We start from the raw sequence: 26,441 nt of genomic DNA, 5'->3' as shown, positions 1-26,441 counted from the left end.
CTGTGCGCACGTACAGCTTCCAGGGCATCGAGCCGCGCGTTCACCCGAGCGTCTACGCGTTCGACGACGTCGTGGTGATCGGGGACGTCGAGATCGGGGAGGACGTCAGTCTCTGGCCGGGCGTCACCGTTCGCGGGGACAAGGGGACGGTGCGGATCGGCCGGGGCTCCAACATCCAGGACCACGCGATGCTGCACTCGGACCCAGGCGCTCCGCTGGACATCGGACGGGACGTCACGGTCGCCCACAGCGCGGTTCTGCACGGCTGCTCGGTCGGCTCCGGTACGGTCGTCGGGATCGGCGCGATGCTGCTGAACGGCGTCTCGGTCGGCGAGAGCTGCCGGGTGTCGGCGGGCGCGGTGCTCAGCGCCGGCCCCGTCTACCCGCCCCGGAGCCTCATCGCGGGCACGCCGCCCTCCGTCCTGATGACGCTGAGCGACAGCGACGTGTCGGTGCTGGACGAGACGGCCGCCGAGTACCGGGAACTCGCCGCGCAGTACCGCACCGGACTGCGCCGGGTCGAAGCGGCGGGCCACGAGCAGCCCCGGACACGGGCCGCTGTCTGATGGAGCAGGTCACTTCCGAGGAAGCGCGACTGCTCAGACGGTACGGGCCCGGTCACCGGCAGGTGGCCGTCTGCTTCCACCACGCGGGCGGTGGCATGTCGTCCTACCGCGGCTGGGCGGATCGGCTCCGCACGCACGTGGACGTGGTCCTGGTCCAGCTCAAGGGGCGCGAGGACCGCACCGCGGAACCGCTCACCGACGACCTCGGTGAGCTCGCCGTGCGCATCGCCCGGGGGATCTGCGAGATGCCCTACGACGAGATCCTGCTCGTCGGCCACAGCATGGGCGCGACCGTCGCGTGGGCGGTTGCCGACGCGATGTGGGCGGTCTACCGGCGGCGCGCGCGTGTGGTGCTGTCGGCCCAGGCCCCGCCGCCGTACACGGACCAGGTCGGCCGGCAGCCGCCGCCAGCGGACCACGACCGCCCCGCGGAGGACCCGGGAGCCTGCGGCGACACCCTGACCAGTGCCGCCGACGCGTTCCACGCGCGTCTCCTGGCCGCTGACCTGGCCTGGATGGCACGCGAGTTCCCCGCGCTGGTCCCACGGCCGCTGCCGGTCGACGTGCACTGCCTGGCGGCCGACCGGGACCCGCTGCTGGCACCCGGGGACATGGCCGGCTGGGCGTCGCTGACGACCCGGCGCTTCTCACGGCGGACGGTGCCAGGGGGACACATGTACCTCCTGACGAATCCGGAGCCCGTCCTCGACCTGGTCGGGGAACTGGCGGTCCACGGCACGACAGACAGGGTGATCGGTGTTGTTCACTGACCCACACGACGGCACGACGGTGCGGGTGGGGCTGCAGCGCAGCACGCCACCGTTCTCCTACGCCCCGACGGCGGAATTCCGTCCCGTCGGCTACTCCGTCGACTTGGCGCGGCTGGCCCTCGACCGGGTCTTCTCCGGAGCGGGCGGGGTACCGCCGCTGGATGCGGTCGAGGTCACCTCCTCGACGAGACAGAGGCTGCTGGCAGAGCGCCGCATCGACATCGAATGCGGGTCGACGACCATCACGCGGGAACGCTCGCGGCGCTGCGCCTTCAGCCGGCCGGTGTTCCGCACCGCGCACCGGATCGCCCTGAAGCCCGGCGCGGACCTGACGGCGGGCCGGCCGCGCGTGGTCGGCATCCAGGGCTCGACGAGCCAGGCCGCCCTGGAGAGCCACGCGGACCTGGGCTTCGACCACGCCTTCGTCGGGGTCCGGTCCATCGGCGAGGCCAGGGACGCCTTCCTGGCAGACCGGCAGATCGACGCCATGGTGGCGGACGAGGTGATCCTCCGCGCACTGCTGCGCGGCTCCGGCGCGCCGGCGGGCACGGAACTTCTGGACGTGCGCCTCGGCGGGGAGAACTACGGATTCATGATGCGGCACGAGGACGCGGCGTTCGTCCGCGCCGTCGACGACGCCCTCGCCGACGTGTTCGCGTCCGAGGAGTACACCCGGCTCGTCGAGCGCTGGTTCGTCGACGAACTGCCCGGTCTCGGCTTCGGCCTGGGCATGGATCCCGCGGACGAGGCCTTCGTGCCGCGGACGAGGAAGACGGGGAAGCACCCTGCCGAAACGGGGGAGACCCTGGCGATGGGAACAGGCGGATTCGATGAACATCACTGAAACCACCGTGCAGGAGGCGTTCAAGGACGTCATGGCCTGCGTGGCCACACCCGTGTCCATCGTGACGGCCATGCCGCGCGACGGCGCGCCGTGCGGAGCGACCGTCAGCGCGTTCGCCTCGCTGTCGGTCACGCCGGCCATGGTGATGGCCAGTCTGGACAGGGGGTCGCGGACGCTCGCCGCGATACGCGACTCGGGGCGCTTCGGCCTCAACGTCCTCGGCGCCGACCAGGACGACCTGGCGATGTCCTTCGCGACCAGGAGCGGGACCGACAAGTTCCGTGACACCTCCTGGGACGTCGACCACGGAGTCCCGCGCCTGGCGCGGAGCTCGGCCTGGATCGCGTCGACCGTGGCCGGCCTGGTGGACGGCGGTGACCACGTCATCGTGCTCGGCCGCGTCGACGCGGCGGAGGCCGCCGGGGGCGAAGCACCGCTGGTCTACCACCGGCGCAGCTTCGGAACCCACCGGCCGCACGGCCTGACCGAGAGCGTGAGGGCGCCGGAATGAGGAACATCCGCATCGGACTGCTCGGCTGCGGAACCGTCGGGGAGGAGTTCGCCGGACTGCTTCTCGAACGGCGATCCGCGATCGAGGACGTCGCCGGGATCTCCCTGGAACTGGTACGGGTCGCGGTGCGCGATCCCGGCAAGCCGCGCTCCGTGGCACTGGACCCGGCGGTCTTCACCACCAACGCCTACGACGTCGTCAAGGCCGAGGACGTCGACCTCGTGGTCGAGTTGATCGGCGGCACCTCACCGGCCGGTGAGCTGGTGACGGCCGCGCTGAACGCCGGGAAGCCGGTCGTGACCGCGAACAAGGAACTCGTCGCGAGCGCGGGTCCCGACCTGTTCGCCGCGGCCGACCGGGCGGGCGTGGACCTCTTCTTCGAGGCGGCCGCGGTGGCCGCCGTGCCCCTCCTGCGGCCCGTCCGGGAGTCGCTGCTGGCCGAGGACGTGACGCGCGTCGCCGGTATCGTCAACGGCACCACGAACTACATGCTCACCCGCATGACGGCCGACGGTCTGGGCTTCGAGGAGGCACTGGCGAAGGCCCAGGAACTCGGATACGCCGAACCCGACGCGAGTGCCGATGTGGAGGGCGCCGACGCGGCGTCCAAGATCGCCATCCTCGCCTCGCTGGCGTTCAACCGGTCCGTCGTGGCCGACGACGTCAGCCGGGAGGGCATCACCGGCCTCCTCGCCGAGGACTTCGAACTGGCCGCCCGGTTCGGATTCGACATCAAACTCCTGGCGGTCGCCGAGCGCTTCACCGGCCCGCCGGATGCGCGGGGCACGATCGGCGCACAGGTCTTCCCCGCGCTGATCTCGCGCGATCACCCGCTGGCGAGCGTGCGGGAGAGCTTCAACGCGGTCTTCGTGACCACGTCCGCGGCCGGTGAGCTCATGTTCTACGGGCACGGCGCCGGCCCCCGCCCCTCGGCGTCGGCGATCCTGGGCGATGTCGTCGGCGCCGCGGAACACCTGGCGCGCGGGACCCACCGGCGCGTCCCCGTCGGCCGGCCGGCGGCCCTGCGGCCCACACGGGACCTGGTGCACTCCTACTACATCCGGGCCGACGTCGACGAGGCACCGGGCGTGCTGTCCGAGGTGACCGGGGTGTTCGGGCGGCACGGCGTGTCGATCCGCACAGTGGACCAGCACGGTTCGGAGTCCCAGGCACGCATCGTGTTCCTCACCTTCCCGGCACCCGAGCACGCACTCCACGACGCGCTGGAGGAGCTGCACGACCTGGACCACGTCCGGGCGGTCGGCCGGGTGCTGCGCATCTACACCTAGCGGCCGGCGTTCCGGCGCCCCGCGACATGTGACCAGGGCCCCGGCGAACCCGCCGGGCCACAGCAGGAGAAGAAGGGTTCGACAGATGTCCCAGCCGATACGGCTCGTCATCCACATCACCACGCTCCCGGGCCGGGGGAAGGACCAGATCGCCGCCTTCGAGCGGACCGCCCCGCTCGTGCGGGCCGAAGAGGGATGCCTCCAGTACGACATGCACCAGGTGTGTGACGCCCCCGACCGCTTCGTCCTGATCGAGCGGTGGTCGTCCGAGGAAGCGCTCGCCGCGCACGACGTCAGCCCGCACATGGTCGAGGCCGACGCGGCCGCCACCGCGTTCAGGGCCGGCCCGGCGACGGTGGTCCAGCTCGTCTCCGAACCCCTCGCCTGACGCACCTACCCACGGCACCCGTCTGCTCACCGGGCTCGCCCCGGTCGTCTCCCCGCCGGTTCGCGTCCGGCGGGGAGACTCGTCTCTTCCACGGAGGGAGAGGACGGGTGGGTGTCGTCACCACCCGGAGATGGGTACCGGCACCGATGGCGACGCCACCGGTGCCCGTGTGAGGCTGGCAGCACCGCCCGGACCGCCGCACCGGCCGTCACGGCCGCGGCCCCGGATCGCGCCGAGAGGCGCACCACGCCACCCCTCAAGGCCCCTGAAGGAGGAGCCCCTATCCATCCCTGCCCGGTGAAACGATCCGTCTGCGCGCCCTCGAAGGTGGTGATCCGTGGGACACGCTGACAGCCTTCTCGCCATGGGAGGAGCCTTCCTGGCCGCCGCCCTCCTCGCCCGCCTCGGCGGCAGGATCGGACTCCCCACCATCCCGCTGTTCATGCTCGCGGGCATCCTGCTCGGCCCCCACACTCCGGGCCTCGTCATCGTCGAGGACGCACACGACTTCGAGATGCTTGCCGCGCTCGGCCTGGTGCTGCTGCTGTTCTACCTGGGCCTGGAGTTCCACCTCGACGATCTCAGGAGCGGCGGCCGGCGCCTGCTGACGGCGGGTGGGATCTACCTGCTGCTCAACGTCGGCGCGGGGCTGGGATTCGGCTTCGCCCTGGGCTGGGGCCTCCGGGAGGCGCTGGTCCTCGCCGGTGTCCTCGGCATCTCCTCGTCCGCCATCGTCACCAAGGTCCTCATCGACCTGGGCCGCATCGGCCGCCCGGAGACGCGCCTCATCCTGGGCGTCATCGTGGTCGAGGACATCTTCCTCGCCCTGTACCTGGCCGCCCTCCAGCCGGTCATCAGCGGCGCCCAGGGCGTCGGCGACATGGTCCTGCAAGGTGCCAAGGCCTTCGGTTTCCTGCTGCTGCTGGCCGCGGCGGCCCGCTACGGCACGAAACCGGTCGGGCGGCTCATCGCGACCCGTGACAACGAACTGCTCGTCATCAGCTTCCTCGGCGTGGCCGTCCTGGTGGCAGGGGTCTCCGAGGTCCTCGGCGTCGCCGACGCCATCGGCGCGTTCATGGTCGGCCTGATCCTGGCCGGTACCCCCTCCGGCCCGCGCATCAGGGACCTCGTGCATCCACTGCGCGACGCCTTCGCGGCCATCTTCTTCTTCGCCTTCGGTCTCTCCATCGACCCCGGCGACATCGTCTCCGTCGTCGGACCGGTCGCCGCCGCGGCCGCACTGACCCTCGTCATGAACGTCCTCGCGGGTCTGCTCGTCGCCCGCGTGTACGGCTACGGCACCGACCCCGCCGCCGAGATCGCGACCACCCTCGTCGCCCGGGGCGAGTTCGCGCTCATCCTGGCAGCCATGGCCGCCGGCGCCGGACTCGACGCCCGGCTCGCCCCGTTCATCGCCGGGTACGTCCTCGTCCTCGCGGTCCTCGGCCCCATCGCCGCCGGACGCGCACACCTGCTCGCCCGTGCGCTCCGGGCGGGGCAGGGCTTCCTGCCCCGCGGCACGTCCCCGGCGCCCGGCACCGAGCCCGAGCACACCGCCCCACCCGCCGCTCCCCAGCACGCCGAGGCCGAGCGCTAGGCGTGCTGCGGCGCTGAGGGCCCGATCAGCCCGACGCGGGTGGCGTAGCGGGGCGGCGATCCCAGGCGGTCCGTCAGGCAGGCCTCACGAGCAGGTCGGCGCGGCGCCGCTCCATGCGACCGTCGCCATGGCGCGCGCCGGACGCGTGCCCTGCCCGGCCCCACGCGGCCATCCGTGACAGCACCCATCCCCGACCCGAACACCCCCTTTCCGGACCGGCGTTCATGAGGGTCGGCCACCGGGAAGAATGAGCATGGGGCCCGATGGCGTAAGCCGTTGGAGGAGGGAGAAGCTGAAGCCCTGGTGAGACAGCCGCGGCCGGCCGCACCGGCGTATCGGCGGCCCGTCTCCCTCCGTACCGCCGCAGGGCCCGACACCCCAGGACTTGTCATGACCTCGGTCGTGCCTGCCTCGAAGCGCTCGGGTTCCGGGAAGGAGAAGCCGTGCCCCAGTCCGAAGACCACCGCCTCGTCGATCTCGAAGCACGACTCGAGCAGGAGGACCCCCGGTTCACCCGGGCCATGAGATCCGGCCGCCCCGCCCGGCCCCGGGAGTACCGGCGTACCGGCGCCTGGTGGGGGCTGGCACTCGGCGTCGCCGTGCTGGCCTGCGGCATCGCCCTGGCCCAGGGGCTGCTCATCGCGGGCGGGCTGGTCCTCGTCGGCATGGCGGCCCAGCTGGCCGATCCGGACCCGGCCCGCATGGCGCACCGGGGCTTCGGACGGCGTTGACGGGGAGGGCCTCCGGGCCCCTCCGGCGCCCCCGGGACACCGGGGCGTTCCGCCGTCGGAGTGCCGTCGTAACCCGTGTGAACGCCCTGGATGGTGGGGCCGCCCGGCATGACTGACGGTGGTTCAGTCGAGGCCGGGTCTCGTGAGCTGGCGAGGCGTCAGCTGCCCGGGTCGCGACGGAAGGACTCACCGATGCGCTCTGCCCGCATGCTGCTCGCAACGGCCACCGCCACGGCCGCCCTCGCGATCACCGCGCCCGCCGCCTACGCCGAGGCAATGGGTGACTGGGACAACGACTCCAGTTCCTACAGCAAGGAGCACCACAAGGACGGCAAGCACCACGAGCCGCGCGGCGGCGTACACACGGGTGGCGGAGCCCTGGCCGCGGTGACCGCGGACGACGAGTGGGACGGCGACAAGGGCGACCACGGGGGCAAGGAAGAGGAGCACGGCAAGGAGAAGGGGCACGAGAAGGGCTCCTGGAAGGGCAAGCACCACAAGCCGCACGGCGGGATGCACACCGGCGGCGGAGCCCTGGCCGCGGTGACCGCGGACGACGAGTGGGACGGCGACAAGGGCGACCACGGGGGCAAGGAAGAGGAGCACGGCAAGGAGAAGGGGCACGAGAAGGGCTCCTGGAAGGGCAAGCACCACAAGCCGCACGGCGGGATGCACACCGGTGGCGGAGCCCTCTCCGCGGTGAACTCCGACGACTGGGGCAACTCCAAGCACGACACGGACACCTTCAAGGAGGACGACTGGGGCGGTAAGCACGACAAGGGCTCCTGGGAGGGCAAGCACGACAAGCACGGCAAGCACGACAAGCCGCGCGGCGGCATGCACACCGGTGGTGGCGGGCTGGCCTCCGCGCCGGGCGTGACCGCGGGCGGGATGGCCGTGCTGGCGGTGGCCGGCACCGGTCTGTACGCGCTGCGACGCCAGAAGGCCTCGCGCGGCACGGTGTGACCGACGCCTGATCCCACAGCAGCCGTGGCCGCCGCACGCGCACCTCGCGTCGCGGCGGCCCGGCTCGTCGTCCCGCGTTCCGTGCCCGCTGCCGTGCCCGAATGAGGTGGTCCTTGATGGCAGCCAGTCCCCCCGCTCTCCCCGGCCCAGACCCCGGCCCCGAACAGTCGAAGCGGCGGCTGCGCACCGTCGTGTCGGTGCTGTGGGCGGTGGCCGCCCTCGTCCTGGCCGTGAGCCTGGTCGGCGGCCGCGGTGGGTCGTCCGACGCCGCAGGCCCGCCGCACGCCCCGCCGGCCGTGGCCGCGAGCCCGGCCGTCCCCGAGGTGCCCGCCACGCCGCCCACGTCCGCCGCGCCGCAACGGTCCGCCGCGCCTCAACGGTCCGCCGCGCCGCAACGGTCCGCCGCGCCGCAACGGTCCGCCGCGGCCGGCGCCGGCCGGCATCTGCCGCGGTCCCGGCCGGTCCGCCTGCTCATCCCCAAGATCTCCGTCGACGCGCCCTTCACCGACCTCGCCATCGGCAGCTCGGGCCAGCTGGAGCCCCCGCCGTCGCACGACACCAACCTCGTCGGCTGGTACGCCAAGGGCCACACCCCCGGAGAGGCGGGTACCGCGATCATCGCGGGGCACGTGGACACCGCGACCTCCCCGGCCGTCTTCGCCGGGCTCAGCGAGCTGAGGAAGGGCGACCGGTTCCAGGTGGCGCGGGCCGACGGCGGCAAGGCGACCTTCGTCGTCTACGCCACGGAGTCGTTCGAGAAGGACGCCTTCCCCAGCGACCGCGTCTACGGCGACACACCGGACGCCCAGGTCCGGCTCATCACCTGCGCGGGTGCCTACGACCGTCAGGCCCGGGACTACACCGAGAACCTGGTCGTCTTCGCCCGCCTCGTCTGACTTCCGGGGCCGCGGCCTGACTTGGTGTTTTACAGTGACATCCAGTTCAGGCGACTGTGGGACCTGTGAGGGATTCGCGAACCATGACGACCGAAACGTTTGAGTTCCAGGTAGAGGCGCGTCAGCTGCTCCAGCTGATGATCCACTCGGTCTACTCGAACAAGGATGTCTTCCTGCGGGAGCTCGTCTCCAACGCCTCCGACGCGCTCGACAAGCTGCGTCTGGAGAAGCTGCGGGACGACTCCCTCGACGCCGATGTGTCGGACCTGCACATCGAGCTCGACATCGACAAGGAGGCCCGCACCCTCACGGTGCGGGACAACGGCATCGGCATGTCGTACGACGAGGTCGGGCGGCTCATCGGCACCATCGCCAACTCCGGGACGGCCGCGTTCCTGGAGGAGCTGAAGGAGGCCAAGGACGCGGCCGGGGCCGAGGGGCTCATCGGCCGGTTCGGCGTCGGCTTCTACTCCGGCTTCATGGCGGCGGACGAGGTGACGCTGGTGACCCGGCGCGCCGGCGAGGGCCAGGGGACCCGCTGGACGTCACGCGGCGAGGCCACGTACACCCTGGAGAGGGTCGACGACGCGCCGCAGGGTACGTCCGTCACGCTCCACCTCAAGCCCGCCGACCCCGAGAACCAGCTGCACGACTACACCTCCGAGTGGACGATCCGGGAGATCGTCAAGCGCTACTCGGACTTCATCACCTGGCCGATCCGGATGGTCCCGGAGGCGAAGGACGGCGAGGGCGCGCCCGAACCCGAGACGCTGAACTCCATGAAGGCCCTGTGGGCGCGTTCGCGCGACGAGGTGTCCGACGGCGAGTACCACGAGCTGTACAAGCACATCAGCCACGACTGGCGCGAGCCCCTGGAGACGGTCCGGCTCCAGGCCGAGGGCACCTTCGAGTACCAGGCCCTGCTCTTCGTCCCCTCGCACGCCCCGCACGACCTGTTCACGCGGGACTTCAAGCGCGGCGTCCAGCTGTACGTGAAGCGCGTCTTCATCATGGACGACTGCGAGGAGCTGCTGCCGCCGTACCTCCGCTTCGTCAAGGGGGTCGTCGACGCGCAGGACCTCTCGCTGAACGTCTCCCGCGAGATCCTCCAGCAGGACCGGCACATCCGGATGATGCAGCGCCGGCTGACCAAGAAGGTGCTCTCGACGGTCAAGGAGATCAAGGCCAAGGACGCCGACCGCTACGCCACGTTCTGGCGCGAGTTCGGCACCGCCCTGAAGGAGGGCCTGGTCACCGACTCCGAGAACCGTGACGCGATCCTCGCGGTGTCCTCGTTCGCGACCACCCACTCCGACGACGAGCCGACGACGCTCGCGCAGTACGTGGAGCGGATGAAGGAGGGGCAGGACGACATCTGGTTCATCACCGGAGAGTCCCGGCAGAGCATCGAGAACTCGCCGCACATGGAGGCGTTCCGTGACAAGGGCATCGAGGTCCTGCTGCTCACCGACGCCGTCGACGAGGTCTGGGTCGACGCCGTCGGCGAATACGAGGGCAAGAGGCTGCGGTCCGTCACCAAGGGCGAGATCGACCTCGACGGCGAGGGCGGGGAGAAGGCCGGCCAGGAGCGCGAGAAGCAGGCCGAGGAGTACGCCGGGCTGCTCGGCTGGATGCGCGAGCAGCTCGACGAGGACATCAAGGAGGTCCGCCTCTCCACGCGGCTCACGGTCTCCCCGGCCTGTGTCGTCTCGGACGCGCACGACCTGACCCCGGCCCTGGAGAACATGTACCGGGCGATGGGCCAGGAGGTGCCGCGCACCAAGCGGATCCTGGAGCTCAACCCCGGCCACCCGCTGGTGAAGGGCCTGCACGAGGCGTACGGGGCGAGCGGGGACCGCACGGAGCTCGCCGAGTCCGCCGAGCTGCTCCACACCCTGGCGGTGCTCGCGGAGGGTGGCCAGCCCAAGGACCCGGCGCGTTTCGTCAAGCTCGTGGCCGACCGCCTGGAGCGCACGCTGTAGCCACTGGGCGGATCAGGGGTGGTCCGGGGTGCCCGCCGTCCGGGCACCGGGCGGGGTCGTGCCGGTGCCGGGCGGGACGATCTCGCCCTGGACCACCCGCGGCGCGGGGGCCGTCCCGGCCTCCTCGTCCTTCGCCGCGCGGGCCTCGGCCTTGAGGATGCGGGCCGCCTTGCCGGCCGAGCGGGTCAGCTCGGGGAGCTTCTTGATCCCGATGACCGCTATGACGACGATGAGAATGATCGCGAACTCGCTCAGTCCGAACATGGTGTCCTGTCCTCTCTCGCCCGGGCCGGGCACGGCGAGAGCGTATCGGGCGGCGAACACGGTGTGATCGCCGTATCGGGATGCGGCAGCAGGTGCCGGCGCAGGTGCGGCAGCATCCCGCGGTCGAGCAGCTCCTGCCGCCAGACCAGCCGGGCGTGCTCCACCTGGTCGGCGGCCGGGGGCACGCCGCGCCGTCGCAGGGCCGTGTGCAGCAGGGCGGCCAGGGTTCCGAGGCCGGTCACGGCCGCCACGAGCGCCAGGGTCCAGCCGGCCGCGACGAGCGATCCGGGCAGCGGGCCGAGGGCGTCGGCGAGGTGCAGCAGACCGCCGGTCAGGAGCAGCGCCGCGGCGGACGTGCCCGCCACGAGCGGTGTGAGCACCGCGAGGGCCGGCAGCAGACTGCCGGTGTCCAGCGGACCCCGCGTCTCGTGCCGGGCGGCCCTGCGCACGGTGAGGTAGGAGCGGTACGGCACTTCGGCCGCCGCCGCGATGTCGTCGGCATGGGCGAGCGCGCAGGTGCGCTGCCGCCCGGCCGCCCGGGTCGGTGCCCAGGGCGCCACGGATGTCCGCGGTGCCCAGCGCGTGGTGCAGTACGGCTTCGAAGTCCGCGCGGTCGTCCGGGCGGAGGCGGGACGGGTCGGCCACATGGTCTCCCGGTCGGTTGCTGATGCGGTCGCCGGGCCCGGCCGCACGCGGTCGGGCCCGGCGGCGCGGTGGTCCGTCAGACGTTGACGCCGAAGTCGGCGGCGATACCGGCGAGACCCGAGGCGTAGCCCTGGCCGACCGCACGGAACTTCCACTCGGCGCCGTGCCGGTAGAGCTCGCCGAAGACCATCGCGGTCTCGGTCGAGGCGTCCTCCGACAGGTCGTAGCGGGCGATCTCCTGGCCGCCCGCCTGGTTGACGACCCGGATGAACGCGTTGCGGACCTGCCCGAAGCTCTGGCCGCGGTTCTCGGCGTCGTGAATGGACACCGGGAAGACGATCTTGTCGATCTCGGCCGGCACGGCGGCGAGGCTCACCTTGACGGACTCGTCGTCGCCCTCGCCCTCGCCGGTGAGGTTGTCGCCGGTGTGCTCGACCGAACCGTCGGGGCTCTTGAGGTTGTTGTAGAAGACGAAGTGCTGGTCCGAGGGGACCTTGCCGGACGCGTCCAGGAGCAGGGCGGATGCGTCGAGGTCGTAGTCGGTGCCGGTGGTCGTGCGGACGTCCCAGCCCAGGCCGACCAGGACGGCGGTCAGGCCGGGCGCCTCCTTGCTGAGCGAGACGTTGCCGCCCTTGGACAGGGAAACTCCCACGGGGTACTCCTTCTTGAGCGTTGACGTGTGCGGTGTGGATGCCACTGCGGATGTCACTCTGAATCTACAGCAATGTAGAAGCAGGCGGCATCGGCCCGACGGATCTATACGATGTCCGCAAGGGCAACGCAGGGCGGTGAAAGGGAGGCGGGGCGGTGACGGGTCCCGGGCAGCGTCCCCGGCGGGGACAGGGCGAGCTGGAGGCGCTGGTGCTGTCGGCGCTGCGGGAGGCGGACGGCCCGGCCACGGCCGGCTGGGTGCAGGAACGCCTCGGCGGTGACCTGGCGTACACGACGGTGATCACGATCCTGACCCGGCTGCTGGGCAAGAGCGCGGTCACCCGGGAGCGGGTCGGCCGGTCCTTCGCCTGGACACCGGCCTCGGACCAGGCGGGCCTGGCCGCCCGCAAGATGCGCAAGGTGCTGGACGCCGAGAGCGACCGAGGGGCCGTGCTGGCCAGCTTCGTCACCGGCCTCGGCCCGGACGAGGAGCGGCTGCTGCGCGACCTGCTGGATCAGGCCCAGAGTGAAGGGGAAGACTGAAGCCTCATGGGGGTCTTCGTCTTTCTGCCACTGATCCTGCCGCTCACCGCCTGGCCGGTCGCCCGCCTCGCCGAACAGCATCTGCATCCGCGCACCGCGACCCGCCTGCTGACCGTGCTGGCCGTGGTGCTGGCGCTGTGCAGCACGGTGTGCCTGGCGCTGGTGATGGTGGTCGGCACCGCGCAACTGCCCGGCAACCCGCTGCCGGACGGCTGGTCCGACCCCGAGGTGCGCGCGGCGGTGCCCTACGACGAGGTCGTGGGCAAGGCCGCGATTCCCGCGCTGTGCGCGGTCGTCGTCGCCTGTGTCCGGACGGTGCGGCGGCACGGGCGGGTACGCCGTCAGGCGCATCGCGCCCTGGCCGGGCTGCGGGAGACGGAGGTGGCGGTGCTCCCCGACGCCGTGCCCTATGCGTACGCGCTGCCGCCCGGAGGCCGCCGGGGCGGTGGGGTGTCGCGCGCCGGCGCCGGGCGTGGCCGTGTCGTGGTGACCACGGCCCTGCTGGACCGGCTCCCGCCGGCCGAGCGCCGTGCCCTGTTCGCCCACGAGCGGGCGCACCTCGCCGCACGGCACGACCGCTACCTGCTCGCCGTGCAACTGGCGGCCCGCGCCAACCCCTTCCTGCGGCCGCTGCCCACCGCCGTGGCGTACACGGCGGAGCGGTGGGCGGACGAGGAGGCGGCCCGGGTGATCGGCAGCCGCCGCACCGTGGCGAGGGCGATCGGCACGGCCGCGCTCGTCTCGCGGGGCACCCCGCTGCCCACCCTCGCGGGACTCGCGGCTCCCGGCCCGGTGCCGCGCCGGGTGGCGGCGCTGCTCGGCCCGGCCCCCGCCGTGCGCCCTTGGCCGCCGGCGTTCACGGCGGTCGGACTGGCCGCGTGGGGCGCGGCGGCGGGTACAGCCGTCTCGGCGATGTCGTCCGCGAACGCGGCCGTGACGATGTTCCTCATCCTGCACGCGGCGACACCGCTCTGACCAGCGCGCCCGAGCGGTAGGGCGCGCCCTGAGGGGCGCGGGGAACTGCGCGACAGGCCGCAACGGCGCCGCACCCGGCAGGTATCGGGAAGTTCCACCCCGGGAGCCGCCGGGGTCCGGCGTCAGCCCTTCCTCTTCCTCTGCGCGGCGGGCCCTGAGGGGCGCGGGGAACTGCGCGACAGGCCGCAACGGCGCCGCACCCGGCAGGCATCGGGAAGTTCCACCCCGGGAGCCGCCGGGGCCCGGCGTCAGCCCTTCCTCTTCCTCTGCGCGGCGGGCCCTGAGGGGCGCGGGGAACTGCGCGACAGGCCGCAACGGCGCCGCACCCGGCAGGCATCGGGAAGTTCCACCCCGGGAGCCGCCGGGGTCCGGCGTCAGCCCTTCCTTCCTCTGCGCGGCGGGCCCTGAGGGGCGCGGGGAACTGCGCGACAGGCCGCAACGGCGCCGCACCCGGCAGGCAACGGGAAGTTCCACCCCGGGAGCCGCCGGGGCCCGGCCTCAGCCCTCCTCTTCCTCCTCGTCACCCTCGAAGAAGTCCCCGACCTCGTCGACGACTTCGCCCGCGACCATGCCGCCGCCGACGCCGGCCGCGAGTCCCGCCGCACCCGCAGCGACGGCCGTGCCCATGCCCGGCCCCGAGCGGCGGCCTTCGCGGTGCCCGGCCTCGTGCCCGTGGCAGGGGGTGCGGGCGGAGGGAGGTCGCGCCGAGCGTCCCCGCGTGGCGGGATCGGCCGAGAAGGGGGCACCCCCGACGCGACAGTGCCGCAGCCCGCCTCCACGGCGGACTGCGGCACCCGGACCCGCTGACCCGGTGTCAGCAGTCGCGTCGCTCAGCCCACGACCCGGCCCAGCTCGATCCGGTCTATGTTCGGCGCCCAGGCGGCGGCGTTGCCGAACGTCACCTTGTTCGCGCCCTTCGCCAGATCGACCGGGACGCCGACCGTCCAGTAGTCGTCCCAGCTCCAGGTGTTCTTGAACGTGACCTTCCGCGGTGCGGCGTCCCCGACCCTGATGTCCGCCGTACGGGACATGATGTCCGTGTTGTAGGCGTGGCCGTTGTCCCGGCGGTCGTTGTGGGCGTAGTGGACGACCATCACATAGCGTCCGGACCTCGGCGCGGTCACCGTGAACTCGGCGGTGCTGGAAGGGCTGTTGCCGAGCCAGCCGATGTAGGAGCCGGCGGACGCGTGCGGGCTGTCCACGAGCTTCGCGCCACCCGCGAGCGTGGCCGAGGCCCCCTCGTAGGAAAGCGTGCCGGAGGTTGAGCCGTCGCCGGAGACGTCGAGGGAGCGGACCGCGGCATGGCCCGACGTCATCGCGACCCGGTTGTTGCCCGCGACGAGGTACAGCCGCAGCGGGCGGCCGGGCGCCGCCGTGACCCTCTCGCCGTGCAGGGCGAGCCCCACCGCCGCCGAGGTCCGCGGAGTCACCGTGTAGTAGCCGTCCCGCGGGGCGTACACGTCGAAGACGGCCTTGTCGCCGGAGCGCAGCACCAGGGCACCCGTGCCCACGCCGGACGAGGACGAGTAGTCGTACGACGGCTTGCCGCTGATGTCCGCCAGGGTGGCCTCGTACGACGCGGAGGCCGCGCCGGTGTCGCTCGTCAGGTCGATCCGGTCGAGCGTGACCTCGGCGTCACCCTTGGACAACACCAACTGGTGTTCCCCCGCCTTCAGCTGGATGCGGACGTCGTTCTTCGCGCGGTAGGTCCAGTTCTCGGTCGAGGGGTAGGTGACCGTCACCGGGTCGGCGCCGTCGACGGTCAGCTTCTGTGTGGCGGGGCCGCCGGACTGGTTGCCGTAGAGGACCGCCAGGTCGTAGGTGCCGTCCTTCGGCACGTTCACCGTGAACGCGACCTTGCTGCCGGGCTGGTTGAGGGAGCCGACGTCCTGGGTGCCGGAGGCGGCGTAGCCGTTGGCGTTGCTCACCGTGCCCTGGGTGTAGACCTTGCCGTCGGTGATGGCGGCGTTCTCGGCCTCGTACGACGCCGACCACGGGACGGAGGCGGCGGCCGGGCTGCCCGAGCCGCCGGGGGTGAGGACGATCCGGTACGCCGACATCTTGTGCAGCCCGCGCAGCGGGACCGTCGCCGAGCCGTCGTCCGCGACCTTCACCTTGGTGCGCGCCAGGACCCGCGGCGCCGCGTGCTGCCCCTCGTACCCCGACCAGGCCGCCTCGGCGACGGTCGCCGTGACCGTACGGCCGAACACGGACCGGGGGACGTTCTTCACGACCACGTCCGAGTCGCCGTCCGCACCGCCGAGCAGCACCTGGGCCTGGCGGCGGGAGGTGTCCAGGGAAGCGAGTCCCTGGAGGGTGTCGACGGTGTTCGGCTGCGGCGGCGTCACCTTCACGGTGTTCCCGGTCAGGCCCGCGTACCAGCGGAACAGCCACCAGCCGCCGTTGGGGATGTTGGAACGCACCACATGGCCGCTGAGATTGCCGGCGGCGTCCCAGTACGCCATGTTGGCGAACACCTTGTTGCGCTCGAACATCGACACCCACTGCACGAGCTGCCCGGGCACGGACAGGTCGCGGCGGTTGGCGTACTCGTCGATGTTGATCTTCAGGGGGGCGATGCCCGCCTCGCGCTCCAGCCTGCGGTAGTCGTCGTAGTGGGCCTGGAAGTCACGCAGGGAGCCGGAGCCGAGTTCGTGCCAGGTCATCACCTGGGGCACCACGTTCTCCCGCTTGGTGAAGGCGAGGAAGTCCTTCAGCAGACGTGTGTGATAGGCGGCTTCGTTGGGTCCGGCGATACGCGCGTCCGGGTCGATCGCGCGGATCCGCTGGTACACCGTCTTCCAGTCCTTGAAGAACCGGTCGCGGTTCTTCTCGTACTGGACCTGGTCCTGGACGTCGAGCTTGTACCAGATCTGGTCGGGCTCGTTGAAGGGGATGTAGACGAAGCGTTCGCTGTTCCGGTCGGCCGATATCTCCTTGACGATCTTGTCGACCTTGGGGAGGTAGTCGTCGATGCCGAGGTCCTCGTACGGCCACTTGGCGTAGATGTCCTGCATCATCACGTTGATCTCGCCGCCGCCGCTGCGGAAGAACGACTTCGAGACCGTGAGCGCGTCGCCGTTGGGGTGCTGGGCGCCGCCCTCCGGCTTCTGCGAGATGCTGGTGATCTTCAGGGGCTCCATCACGGCGTCGCTGGGCACCCCGTCGTCGCTGAGCCCGTAGAGGGAGCCGTTGGCGCCGAGCATCACGGGGCCCTCGGAGGCGCCGAGGTCGACGGTGAGGCGCTGCGGATCGGCTGCGGCTGCCGCGGGACCGGCCGCGGGAAGGGTGGCTGCCATGGCGGCTGCTCCAAGTAGTGCTGCGAACAGGGCGGTTCTGGTACGGGATCTCGTGCGGGTGGGGGTGATCACGCTGCTGGACCTCCAGTCATTTGACGGCTCCACTGGTGATTCCGGACACGATCTTTCGCTGGCCGACGAGGAACACGGCGACCATGGGCAGGCTCATCACCACGACGTACGCGAAGACGAGATGCCAGTTGTTGAGGTAGAGCTGGGCGCTGGCGACCTGGTACAGGTTGAGCGGCAGGGTCGCCCGGTCTCCGCCGCCGAGGACGAAGAACGCGTAGAAGACGTCGCTCCAGGCGTAGAGCGTCACCATGATCGTCGCCGTGGCGATGACCGGCCGGAGCAGCGGCAGGACGATCCGCCAGAAGATCCGCGACGGCGTCGCCCCGTCCATCCGGGCCGCCTCCTCAAGTTCCATGGGGATGGCGCGGATGAAGCCCGTCATGAAGAAGATCGACGTCGACAGGTACATGCCGGTGTAGACGGCGATCATGCCGGGCCGGGTGCCGGCCAGACCGAGCTGGCGCAGCTCCATCACGATGGTGATGACGGCCGGCGGCAGCAGCAGCCCGCTGATGCACAGCGCGTACGCCGCCGACACCAGCCTCGACTTCCGGCGCGCGAACACCCAGGCGGCACCAGCGCCCAGGATCAGCACCAGGACCACGGAAGGCACCACGACCAGCAGGGAGTTGAGGAAGCCGCGCAGCATCTCGCCCTCGGCCAGGGCGTCCGCATAGTTGGCGGCGGGCTGCCAGTGCCGGGGCAGGTCCAGGTTCGGCTTGATCGCCTCAGCCTGCGGCTTGGCCGAGGTGACGGCGACCAGCCACAGCGGCACGCCCACCGCCAGCCCGGCCAGCAGCAGGACCAGGGCGGGACGGCCGTAGCGCCACACCGGGGTCACAGCAGCTGCTCCCTTCGCCGGAGTCCCACGACCAGCGGGATCGCCACGGCGACCACGACGAGGAAGAGCACGAGACTCATCGCGGAGGCCTGCGCGTACAGGCCCTGACCGAAGATCCGGAACATGTAGATGTTGAAGACCTCGGTGGAGGCCGCGGGCCCGCCGCCGGTCGTGGCCTGCACGATGTCGAAGGTGTTCATCGAACCGATCAGCGCCGTGGTGACGTTGAAGGTGACGGCCGGCGCGAGCATCGGCCAGCGCACCGACCAGAACGTCCGCCACGGCCCGGCCCCGTCGATCCGGGCGGCTTCGAGCATGTCGCCCGGGATGCCCTTCAGCCCCGCCAGATAGATCAGCATGGCCAGGCCCATCCACTTCCAGCCGTGGATCAGGGTGACGATCACCAGCGTCCAGGTCGTCGAGCCCAGCCACGGGATGTCGGTGCCCAGCACCGAGTTGACGGCTCCGTCCTGGTCGAGGAGCGCCTGGAAGACGTACCCGGTCGCGAGGGCCGAGATCAGCACCGGCAGGAAGAAGACGGCCCGGAAGAACCGGTTGAAGCGGCTGTCGTCCTCCAGCAGCAGCGCCAGCACCAGCCCGAAACCGTTCTGGAACACCGCCGCCAGCAGCGCGTACACCAGCGTCGTGCGGATCGCGCGCAGCAGCGAACCGTCGTCGGCGATGGTCCGGAAGTTGTCCAGGCCCGTGAAGGCGATGTCCGCGTGGTACGACGACCAGTCGGTGAACGGGTAGTAGAAGTTGAGCAGGTTGGGCACCAGGAAGAACCCCGCGAAGACGGCGATCGCGGGGAGAGCGAACCACCAGGGGTGGTGCACCGCGGCGCGCGGGAGCCGTCCGACGCTCCTGGGCGGGCCGGCTGCCGATGGCTGCTTGCGTGTCCGTACGACCGTGTCCGCCATCGTCAGAACCCGGGTGCGCCCTGGGCCTTGGCCACCTGCGCGAACTGGTCCTGGATCGCCTGCGCGACCTGCTGCGGGCTCTTCTTGCCGAAGATCATGTCGGCCAGGTAGAGGTGCGTGTCGGGGGCGACGATGGCCTTGGCCTGGAACACGCCGATGGCCTTCGGCAGGGCCGCGACCTGGGCCTTGGACGTCTCGGGCAGCCCGCCGGGGGTGGGCACGGACGGCTGCACGGACGGGATCTTCATCGCCTTGATGTAGTCCGGGTAGTCCGGGCCGAGCCAGAAGGCGAGGAACTGCCGGGCCGCGTTCTGCCGCTTCTCGTCACCGGTCTTGAAGGCGACGACCCCGTTGGTCTGGTCGGGGGAGTACAGGCCGGTCGCCGAGGAGTTGGCGACCGGGAACCAGCCGATCTTCTTGTCGATCTCGGCGGTGGAGTACTTGGCCTGCAACTGGCTCTGGAAGGAGGTGACGTTGAGGACCATGCCGGCCTCGCCCTTCCACAGGGCGTCGGCCTGCCCGGTGAACGTGCCCGTGCGGTAGTTCTTCTGGGCGAGCCCGGCGCCGAGCAGCTTGTCCTTGTACTTCTTGACCGCGCCGACCACGACCGGGTCGGTCCACTTCTTCCTGCCGGCGTTCAGGTCCGCCCACCACTGCCGGTCGAGGTCGGTGAGCTGGACCTGCATCTGCCACTGGAGCGGCCACTTGTCGCCGCCGGCCTCGTAGAAGGCGGCCGCGTCGGTCTTGTCTGCGACCTTGTGGCCGAGTGCGAGCAGCTCGTCGTAGGACTGGGGGAAGTCCTTCTCGGCGATGCCCGCCTGCTTGAAGACGTCCTTGTTGTAGTAGACGCCGAGCATGGCCGGGCTGGTGACGATCGCCGCGTAGCGCTTGCCGTCGATGACGCCGAGGGACTTCTCCGTGTCGCCGAGCTTCGAGACCCAGGGCTCGCCGTCGAGCGTGAGGAGGTTCTGCCCTGGCTGGACGAACGGCAGCGTGGAGATGGACGGCTGCCAGAACATCAGGTCGGGACGGTCGCCGGAGGCCAGTTTCGTCGGCACGTTCTGCTCGTAGAGGTCCGGGATCGCCTGGGTGTCGACCTCGGCGCCGGTGGCCTTCTCGAAGGCGTCGATGACCTGCTTGGGCGCGTTGACCGTGTTCTGCGCGGTCCACATGGTCAGCTTCACGCCGTCCAGCCGCGCGGTCGGGTTCACCGCCGTCTGCTCGGCGTCGCCCGCACCGGAGTCCCCGGCGGTGGGATCACTGCACGCGGTGGCGGCCAGCCCCGCGGCACATATCAGCGCCAGGGCGGGGAGAACTCTTCTGTTCATCTCGAGCCTTTCCGAGCAGGCGGTTCGGTTCAGGAAGCGGGACTCACAACTGAGGTGCTCACGGGGGACGTTCAGGTGCCGGAGGGCGGAGGGCCCGAGCTTTCCCGCACCACCAGTTCCGGTACGGACACCGGATGCGGGGCGACCGGCGCGGACTCCTCCAGCGCCCCGTGCAGCAGGGCGAAGGCGGCCCGGCCGAGGCCGGTGAAGTCCAGGCGCACGGTCGTCAGGGACGGGGTGAGGAAGGCGGAGTGCGGGGCGTCGTCGAACCCGGCCACGCTGACCTCGCCCGGCACCGCGCGGCCCCTCTCGTGCAGGGCGCGGAGCACGCCGAGGGCGAGGTCGTCGTTGCCGCACAGGATCGCGGTGACGGACGGGTCCCCGGCCAGCTTCAGCGCCGCCGCGTGTCCGCCCGCAGGACCCCAACTGCTCTGCACCGGGCGGGGTTCCGGGGCGCCCGCCTCCTTCAGCGCCTGCCGCCAGCCGCTGGTGCGGGCACTGGTGCGGCGGGTGCTGGAGGGGATGGCGACGTAGTGCACGGTCTCGTGGCCGAGGGAGAGCAGATGCCGGGTCGCCTGGTAGGCGGCCTCGCGGTCGTCGGTCCACACCCACGGGCTCTCGCCGCCGGGCGGGCTCGCCGGGGTCTCGACCACGCCCACCACCGGCAGCCCGTCGGGCACGGCATCCAGCGCCCGCACACCGGCCGGATCGTAGGCGATCACGATGATCCCGCCGCCGGCGTCCGTCGCGCGTTGCACCTCGGCGGCGACGGCCGCGTCCTCGGCGGATTCCAGCACGCCGATGCCGACCGCGTAGGACGCGGCCCGGGCGGACTCCTCGATGCCCTGGAGGATCGAGGCGTAGCCGTAGTGGGTGGTGTTCGCGGTGAGCACGGTCACGGTGCGGGTGCGCCCGCTGGCCAGGGCGAGGGCGGTGGCGTTGCGCCGGAAGCCCAGCTCCTCGATGGCGGCCAGCACCCGCTCGCGGGTGGCCGGCCGGACGCTGGGATGGCCGTTGATGACCCGCGAGACCGTCTGGTACGAGACCCCGGCGGCCGTGGCGACGTCCCTGATGCTCGCCGGGCGCCTTGTGTGACCGGTCACATTCATGCCAGGATTGTGACCGGTCACACTTGGGTCGTCAAGAGACCGTAACGAGGGATTCACGCGGACCTCCGCTCCCCGGCAACGGGGCGGGGCCAGGAGGGGGAGCACCTTGACCGGCACGGCGGATGCGGCGCACATGGCCTCCAACCAGCGGCACAGTGACTTCACTTGGGGGCACGAGACACTCGCTGCCCGGTTCGCCGTCGCCGCCGACGGGACCTTGCGACTGCTCCGGCTGACCCACCCCGGCGATGATCGCCGCGCCGACCCGCACTCCGCGCTCCCGCTCGTCGAGCTCACCGCCCTCGGCCACGGCAGCGGCTGGTCCGGCCCCCGCTTCACCGGCACGGCTTTCGGCGCGCGGCTCGCCTACCGGAACCACCTGATCGGCAGCCGCGACGGCTGGGAGTGGCTGACCGCCGAACTCCACGACCCGGCAACCGGGTTGACGGCCTTCGTCGAACTCACCTCACCGGTCGGCCTGCCCGTCCTGCGCTCCCGCGTCCGGCTCCGCAACGACGGCCGTGCGCGCCTGGTCGTCCAGTCCGTCAGCAGCCTGCTGCTCGGCGGCCTGCCCGCCCCCGACGCCCTCGACGTCCACCGGGCCCGCAACGACTGGCTCGCCGAGTGCCGTTGGTACGCCGAGCCGCTGCGCGCGTCCGTCGCCGACATCAACACCGACGTCCACGAGCACGACAGCCGGGCCGCCCTCGCCCTCACCGGGCGCGGCAGCTGGCCCACCGACGGCCATCTGGCCATGGGCGCGCTGACCGAGCGGGACGGCGGCCGGGCCTGGGCGTGGCAGGTCGAGTCCCCAGCAGGCTGGCGCTGGGACCTCGGCGAACGCGCACACGGCACCTACCTGGCGCTGAACGGCCCCACGGACGCGGAGCACCAGTGGCGGATCCGTCTCGAACCGGGCGAGGAGTTCACCACCGTCCCCGGTGCCCTGGCCCTCGGGCCGGACCTCGACACCGCGCTGGGCGCCCTCACCTCCTACCGCCGGGCGATCCGCCGCCCGCACCCCGACCACACCGTTCTCCCCGTCGTCTTCAACGACTACATGAACACCCTCATGGGCGACCCGACCACGGCCAAGCTGCTGCCGCTGATCGACGCCGCCGCCGACGCGGGCGCCGAGTACTTCTGCATCGACTCCGGCTGGTACGACGACGACACCCGGGGCTGGTGGGACAGCGTCGGCGCGTGGCAGCCCTCACCGCGGCGCTTCCCCGACGGCGGCATCCGGGCCGTCCTGGACCGGATCCGGGAACGCGGCATGGTGCCCGGGCTGTGGCTGGAGCCGGAGGTCGTCGGCGTGCGCAGCCCCGTCGCGGCCGAGCTGCCGCCCGAGGCGTTCTTCCAGCGCGACGGCGTACGCCTCACCGAGCAGGGCCGCCACCAGCTGGACCTGCGGCACCCGGCCGCCCGCGCCCACCTCGACAAGACCGTCGACCGGATCGCCGGCGACTGGGGCGTGGGCTACCTCAAGCTGGATTACAACATCGTCGTCGATCCCGGCACCCAGGCCGCCGACGACCTCGCACCGGGAGCGGGCCTGCTCGGGCACGCCCAGGCCTACCTGGACTGGCTCTCCGCAGTCCTGGACCGCCACCCCGGCCTCGTCGTCGAGAACTGCGCCTCCGGCGGCATGCGCATGGACGGCGCCACCCTCGCCGTCGCCCAGCTCCAGTCCACCAGCGACCAGCAGGACCCGCTGAGCTACCCGCCCATCGCCGCCTCGGCGCCCGCCGTGGTCCCGCCCGAGCAGGGCGCCGTCTGGGCCTACCCGCAGCCCGAGTACGACGACGACCTGATCGCCTGGACCCTCGGCGGGGCCCTCCTCGGTCGCATCCACCTCTCCGGACACCTGAACCGCATGTCGGATCACCAGCGCGCCCTCGTCCGGGACGCCGTCGACGTCTACAAGTCGATCCGCGGCGACCTCGCCCGGGCCCTGCCGTTCTGGCCGCTGGGCCTGCCCGGCTGGACGGACGAGTGGCTGGCCCTGGGGCTGCGGGCCCCCGGGGACGGCACGGCGTACCTCTCCGTCTGGCGGCGCGGCGGACCGGCGCGACTCCGTATCCCCGTCCGGCACCTGGCGGGCAGGGACGTCCGGGTGGATGTCCTGCATCCGTCGTCGGCGGATGCGGGCGGGGCCGTCTGGGACGGGGAGGGGCTGACGGTGTCCGTGCCGCGCACGCTGGGGGTGTTGCTGATCCGGCTCGGTCAGGAGCCGTGAGACGGTCCGCTCACGCCCGTACGGCGTTCCGCTCCCGCGCCCGATCGCCCGCGTCCCGGCGGAACGCCCACGCCATGTCGGGTTCCATCACCCAGCGGAAGACCCGTCGCACCGGCGGAGTGCACAGTGCGGTCACGAGCACCGCGGCGGCGACCGTCACGAGGATCTCGCCCAGGGGCCGGTGCACCCACGCCGGCTCGTACCAGCCCCAGAACTTGGACCCCTGCGCGACGAAGCCGTGCAGCAGGTAGCCGTAGAGCGTGCCCGCGCCCAGCGCGGTGAACCAGGTGTGGCGGCCGGGCACCCAGGCGAGGAAGCAGGCGACCAGCACCAGCGAGCAGCCGAAGGTCGCCAGCGTCATGACGGGCCCGTACCAGGAGGGGGCGGCGAGTTCCTCGGCGCTGTCGCGGTGGTAGAACCAGGCGCCGCTCATCCGCGGCACGGCCCAGTAGGCCACCGCGAGCGCGCCGGCGAAGACCGGCACGGCCAGGATCCGCGCCGCGCGGCGCCGCACCAGATGGAAGTGCTCGGGCCGCAGCAGCAGACCCAGGACGAAGTACGGCAGGAACTGCAGCGTGCGCTGCAGATCGAGGTCGTTGCCGATGGACGGCGAGAGCGTCGCCAGCATCGCGACGACGAGGGCGATCGGCAGCGGCCACCGCACGCGCTGCCAGATGGGCGTCGTCAGCCGCCAGATGAACAGGGCCGCCAGGAACCAGGTCAGGTAGAGGGGGTCCAGCAGGGTGACCGGCCGGTCCGGCTCCTGGTCGGTCCACCGGGTGAACAGGGTGTACGCCGTCTCGAAGACGAGGTACGGCACGGCGAGCCCGGTGACCAGGCGCCTGATCCGCCCCGGGCTCGCGTCGAACGAGCGCGAGAAGTAGCCGGAGATGACGATGAACGCCGGCATGTGGAAGGCGTACACCACCATGTAGAGCGCGCCGGCCGCCCGGCTGCCGTCCCGCAACGGCTCCCAGGCGTGCCCGATCGCCACCAGCACGATCGCCAGGTACTTGGCGTTGTCGAAGAACGCGTCCCGCCGGCCGGCCGGTTCCGAGGCCGGTACGGGCTGCGGCGCTCGCCGTTCCGTCCCGCCGGCCGTGACCGCGCGCATGCGCAGGGTGTCCTCGCTCATCACGCCTCCCGTGCGGGGTTCGGGCAACCCGGACGAGTGCCTGCGCGTTGTGCCGGGGGTGCGGCGGTGGGGTGCCGGTGCGACATCCCCGCCGCCTGACCACTGCGGAACGACGTAAACCGCTTTCCCGTGCGGTGTAGCGCGGATCACAGCAACGGCGGTGCCGCCCGTGCCCGGAGCACGACGGCACCGCCGCGCCAGGGCGCGGTCAGCTCACGGCGCAGTCCGCGCCGTTGAGAGTGAAGGCCGTCGGGCTGGGGTTCGCGGCCGGCCGGGTGGCCGTGAAGCCGAGGGTGACCGAGCCCGACGCGGGGATCGTCGCCGTGTACGAGGCGGCCGCGACGCTCACCTCGGATCCGCTCTGGGTCGCCGTACCGCCCCACAGGTTGGTGATGCGCTGGCTGTCCGGGAAGGTCCAGCGCAGCGTCCAGCCGTTGATCGCCGAGGTGCCGGTGTTGCGGAGGACGATCTCGCCCTGGAAGCCGCCCGGCCAGCTGCCCGTCACCCGGTAGCCGACACCGCAGGCCGACGGTGAGCCGCCGGGGGAGGTCGTGACCGTCACCGTGCCGGAGCGGGGCGAGCGGTTGCCGGCGGCGTCGCGGGCGTAGACGGCGAAGGTGTGGGAGGTCGCGGGGGACAGGCCGGTGAGGGTGGCGGTGGTCCGGGTGCTGCTGGTGACGGCCGTCTCGGTGCCGCCGCTGATCCGCACGACGTCGTAGCCGGTGACGCCGGTCGCGTCGGAGGCGGCGGCCCAGGTCAGGGTGGCCGACGAGGAGGTCACCCCGGAGGCGGTCGGGGTGCCGGGAGCGGTCGGGGGAGTGGCGTCGCCGCCGTTGCCGGAGTAGATCGCGGCCTCCTTGGCGGTGGCGGCGATGCCGTTCGCGCCGTTGAAGAGCCGCCGGCCCCAGCTGGTCAGCTGGTCCGGGTCGAAGTTCGTGACCATGTCCAGGTACTCGACCCCGCCGCCGTTGCCGCTCCACGACCAGCCGAGGTAGCCGAGGCGGAGCTGCTGGGTGACGGCCAGGATGGTGTCCTCGTCGGGGTTGCCGTCCGAGTGGTCGTGGCCGAACTCGCCGACGACGACGGGCAGTTTGGCGGTCACGAAGCGGTTCAGGTAGTCGGTGATCTCGGCGGCGGTGTCGAAGACGCCATACATGTGGATCGAGAAGACCGTGTTGGCGTCGGGGTCGGCGGCGAAGACCGAGGCGGCGTTGTCGCGCATCGTGAATGCCCAGTCCTGGCCCCAGTTGGGTGCGTCGACCATGATCGTGTGGTCGAGCCCGGCGTTGCGGAGCTTCTGGATCGCGGCCTTGGTGTCGGCCGTCCACGCCGTGTAGTTGGTGTTGCCGTACGGCTCGTTGCCGATGTTGACGATGACGTAGTCCTCCTGGCCGGCCAGGGCGCTCTGCAGGCTGATCCAGTAGTCGGCCGCGCGGGACAGGGTGGTCGCTCCGCTCTGCTCGCCGTAGCCCGTGGTGTCGTGCACCTCCAGGACGCAGATCAGCCGGTTCTGCTTGCACTGGGAGATCACGTTCGTCACGTCGGCGGCGTCGTTGCGGGTCCAGCGGTCACCGTTGGACAGGACCACGCGGACGGTGTTGGCGCCCTTGGCCTTGATGTGGGAGAGGGAACTGATCCGGTCCGGATACCAGGTGTGGGCGTGGTTGACGCCCCGCATCACGAAGTCGTTCCCGCCCGCCTCCAGCAGCCGGCCGTTCTGCACCCGGAAGCCGGCGGGGGCGGCCTGGGCCGGCGGGGTGAGGACGAGGAAGGACACGAAGAGGGCGAACAGGGTGGCGGCCACGGTGGCCAGGCGTGGAGGGGTGGGGGTGGGGCGGAGTCTCATGACGGCTCCATCGGTGGGGGTCGGTCGGGGCACG

General features: G+C 71.7%; 25 protein-coding genes. 14 read left to right on the top strand and 11 right to left on the bottom strand.

Annotation, left to right across the window (positions count from 1 at the left end):
* The first annotated feature begins 2 nt into the window (after window positions 1–2).
* The 11 genes from RFN52_RS04130 to htpG all read left to right on the top strand — a co-directional run bounded on the left by RFN52_RS04130 (window position 3) and on the right by htpG (window position 10,540).
* On the top strand, window positions 3–566 hold the full coding sequence (locus tag RFN52_RS04130) for a gamma carbonic anhydrase family protein (RefSeq protein WP_184842437.1): 564 nt from the start codon (window positions 3–5) through the stop codon (window positions 564–566).
* Window positions 566–1,336, top strand: coding sequence for a thioesterase II family protein (locus tag RFN52_RS04125; protein ID WP_184842434.1), 771 nt, complete (start codon window positions 566–568; stop codon window positions 1,334–1,336). The genes RFN52_RS04130 and RFN52_RS04125 overlap by 1 nt, the downstream gene beginning before the upstream one ends.
* Window positions 1,326–2,180 carry a transporter substrate-binding domain-containing protein gene (locus RFN52_RS04120; RefSeq protein WP_184842432.1) on the top strand — a complete coding sequence of 285 codons (855 nt, stop codon included), beginning with the start codon at window positions 1,326–1,328 and terminating at the stop codon, window positions 2,178–2,180. Before RFN52_RS04125 ends, RFN52_RS04120 begins: the two co-directional genes overlap by 11 nt.
* On the top strand, window positions 2,167–2,691 hold the full coding sequence (locus RFN52_RS04115; protein WP_184842429.1) for a flavin reductase family protein: 525 nt from the start codon (window positions 2,167–2,169) through the stop codon (window positions 2,689–2,691). The genes RFN52_RS04120 and RFN52_RS04115 overlap by 14 nt, the downstream gene beginning before the upstream one ends.
* Complete coding sequence (locus tag RFN52_RS04110) at window positions 2,688–3,980, top strand: homoserine dehydrogenase (RefSeq protein WP_184842426.1); 1,293 nt, start codon at window positions 2,688–2,690, stop codon at window positions 3,978–3,980. Before RFN52_RS04115 ends, RFN52_RS04110 begins: the two co-directional genes overlap by 4 nt.
* A gap of 85 nt (window positions 3,981–4,065) precedes the next feature.
* The gene (locus RFN52_RS04105) at window positions 4,066–4,368 is read left to right on the top strand and encodes a putative quinol monooxygenase (protein ID WP_184842423.1); all 303 of its coding nucleotides are present in this window, start codon (window positions 4,066–4,068) and stop codon (window positions 4,366–4,368) included.
* 337 nt (window positions 4,369–4,705) lie between these two features.
* On the top strand, window positions 4,706–5,965 hold the full coding sequence (locus RFN52_RS04100; protein ID WP_184842420.1) for a cation:proton antiporter: 1,260 nt from the start codon (window positions 4,706–4,708) through the stop codon (window positions 5,963–5,965).
* A 443-nt stretch (window positions 5,966–6,408) separates the two neighbouring features.
* Entirely contained in the window at window positions 6,409–6,696 is a 288-nt protein-coding gene (locus RFN52_RS04095) for a DUF3040 domain-containing protein (RefSeq protein ID WP_184842417.1), read from the top strand.
* Window positions 6,697–6,888: 192 nt separating this feature from the next.
* Window positions 6,889–7,662 carry a hypothetical protein gene (locus tag RFN52_RS04090; RefSeq protein WP_184842414.1) on the top strand — a complete coding sequence of 258 codons (774 nt, stop codon included), beginning with the start codon at window positions 6,889–6,891 and terminating at the stop codon, window positions 7,660–7,662.
* Between the two features lie 116 nt (window positions 7,663–7,778).
* Entirely contained in the window at window positions 7,779–8,558 is a 780-nt protein-coding gene (locus tag RFN52_RS04085; RefSeq protein WP_184842412.1) for a class F sortase, read from the top strand.
* Window positions 8,559–8,641: 83 nt separating this feature from the next.
* On the top strand, window positions 8,642–10,540 hold the full coding sequence (gene htpG, locus RFN52_RS04080) for a molecular chaperone HtpG (RefSeq protein WP_184842409.1): 1,899 nt from the start codon (window positions 8,642–8,644) through the stop codon (window positions 10,538–10,540).
* Between the two features lie 12 nt (window positions 10,541–10,552).
* Here the strand turns inward: htpG and RFN52_RS04075 are convergent, their stop codons facing one another.
* From RFN52_RS04075 to RFN52_RS04065, 3 genes are all read right to left on the bottom strand, one after another.
* Window positions 10,553–10,804: a twin-arginine translocase TatA/TatE family subunit gene (locus tag RFN52_RS04075; RefSeq protein WP_184842406.1), complete on the bottom strand. Its 252-nt coding sequence runs from the start codon at window positions 10,802–10,804 to the stop codon at window positions 10,553–10,555.
* A complete protein-coding gene (locus tag RFN52_RS04070) occupies window positions 10,792–11,364 on the bottom strand; it encodes a hypothetical protein (RefSeq protein ID WP_311240887.1) in 573 nt (190 codons plus the stop codon). The genes RFN52_RS04075 and RFN52_RS04070 overlap by 13 nt, the downstream gene beginning before the upstream one ends.
* 161 nt (window positions 11,365–11,525) lie before the next feature.
* Window positions 11,526–12,101 (bottom strand): TerD family protein, encoded by a 576-nt coding sequence (locus tag RFN52_RS04065; RefSeq protein WP_184842403.1) that lies wholly within the window; start codon window positions 12,099–12,101, stop codon window positions 11,526–11,528.
* A gap of 155 nt (window positions 12,102–12,256) precedes the next feature.
* Between RFN52_RS04065 and RFN52_RS04060 the strand changes: the two genes are divergently transcribed.
* Together RFN52_RS04060 and RFN52_RS04055 are read left to right on the top strand one after the other, a co-directional pair.
* Window positions 12,257–12,643, top strand: a complete 387-nt coding sequence (locus tag RFN52_RS04060; protein ID WP_184842400.1) for a BlaI/MecI/CopY family transcriptional regulator — start codon at window positions 12,257–12,259, stop codon at window positions 12,641–12,643.
* 6 nt (window positions 12,644–12,649) lie between these two features.
* Window positions 12,650–13,618 carry a M56 family metallopeptidase gene (locus RFN52_RS04055; protein WP_184842397.1) on the top strand — a complete coding sequence of 323 codons (969 nt, stop codon included), beginning with the start codon at window positions 12,650–12,652 and terminating at the stop codon, window positions 13,616–13,618.
* A 498-nt stretch (window positions 13,619–14,116) separates the two neighbouring features.
* On the opposite strand, the gene RFN52_RS04050 is transcribed toward RFN52_RS04055, so the two are convergent.
* The 6 genes from RFN52_RS04050 to RFN52_RS04025 all read right to left on the bottom strand — a co-directional run bounded on the left by RFN52_RS04050 (window position 14,117) and on the right by RFN52_RS04025 (window position 21,187).
* Entirely contained in the window at window positions 14,117–14,245 is a 129-nt protein-coding gene (locus tag RFN52_RS04050; protein ID WP_268254265.1) for a hypothetical protein, read from the bottom strand.
* Window positions 14,246–14,448: 203 nt separating this feature from the next.
* Window positions 14,449–16,917, bottom strand: a complete 2,469-nt coding sequence (locus tag RFN52_RS04045; protein ID WP_184842394.1) for a CBM35 domain-containing protein — start codon at window positions 16,915–16,917, stop codon at window positions 14,449–14,451.
* Window positions 16,918–17,005: 88 nt separating this feature from the next.
* Window positions 17,006–17,830, bottom strand: a complete 825-nt coding sequence (locus RFN52_RS04040; RefSeq protein ID WP_184842391.1) for a carbohydrate ABC transporter permease — start codon at window positions 17,828–17,830, stop codon at window positions 17,006–17,008.
* Entirely contained in the window at window positions 17,827–18,750 is a 924-nt protein-coding gene (locus RFN52_RS04035; RefSeq protein ID WP_184842388.1) for a carbohydrate ABC transporter permease, read from the bottom strand. The genes RFN52_RS04040 and RFN52_RS04035 overlap by 4 nt, the downstream gene beginning before the upstream one ends.
* A gap of 2 nt (window positions 18,751–18,752) precedes the next feature.
* The gene (locus tag RFN52_RS04030) at window positions 18,753–20,078 is read right to left on the bottom strand and encodes an ABC transporter substrate-binding protein (RefSeq protein ID WP_184842386.1); all 1,326 of its coding nucleotides are present in this window, start codon (window positions 20,076–20,078) and stop codon (window positions 18,753–18,755) included.
* A gap of 71 nt (window positions 20,079–20,149) precedes the next feature.
* Window positions 20,150–21,187, bottom strand: coding sequence for a LacI family DNA-binding transcriptional regulator (locus tag RFN52_RS04025; RefSeq protein WP_184842383.1), 1,038 nt, complete (start codon window positions 21,185–21,187; stop codon window positions 20,150–20,152).
* A 133-nt stretch (window positions 21,188–21,320) separates the two neighbouring features.
* Between RFN52_RS04025 and RFN52_RS04020 the strand changes: the two genes are divergently transcribed.
* Window positions 21,321–23,426 carry an alpha-galactosidase gene (locus tag RFN52_RS04020; protein ID WP_184853783.1) on the top strand — a complete coding sequence of 702 codons (2,106 nt, stop codon included), beginning with the start codon at window positions 21,321–21,323 and terminating at the stop codon, window positions 23,424–23,426.
* Window positions 23,427–23,436: 10 nt separating this feature from the next.
* On the opposite strand, the gene RFN52_RS04015 is transcribed toward RFN52_RS04020, so the two are convergent.
* Together RFN52_RS04015 and RFN52_RS04010 are read right to left on the bottom strand one after the other, a co-directional pair.
* Entirely contained in the window at window positions 23,437–24,561 is a 1,125-nt protein-coding gene (locus RFN52_RS04015; RefSeq protein ID WP_373308580.1) for an acyltransferase family protein, read from the bottom strand.
* Between the two features lie 208 nt (window positions 24,562–24,769).
* Window positions 24,770–26,407, bottom strand: coding sequence for a cellulase family glycosylhydrolase (locus tag RFN52_RS04010; protein ID WP_184842380.1), 1,638 nt, complete (start codon window positions 26,405–26,407; stop codon window positions 24,770–24,772).
* Window positions 26,408–26,441 lie beyond the last annotated feature (34 nt).

Origin of the sequence: Streptomyces collinus (genome assembly GCF_031348265.1) — a bacterium.
Classification (GTDB): Bacteria; Actinomycetota; Actinomycetes; order Streptomycetales; family Streptomycetaceae; genus Streptomyces; species Streptomyces collinus.
The sequence above is the reverse complement of the archived record's forward strand: the minus strand, read 5'-3'. Positions and strand labels throughout refer to the sequence as shown.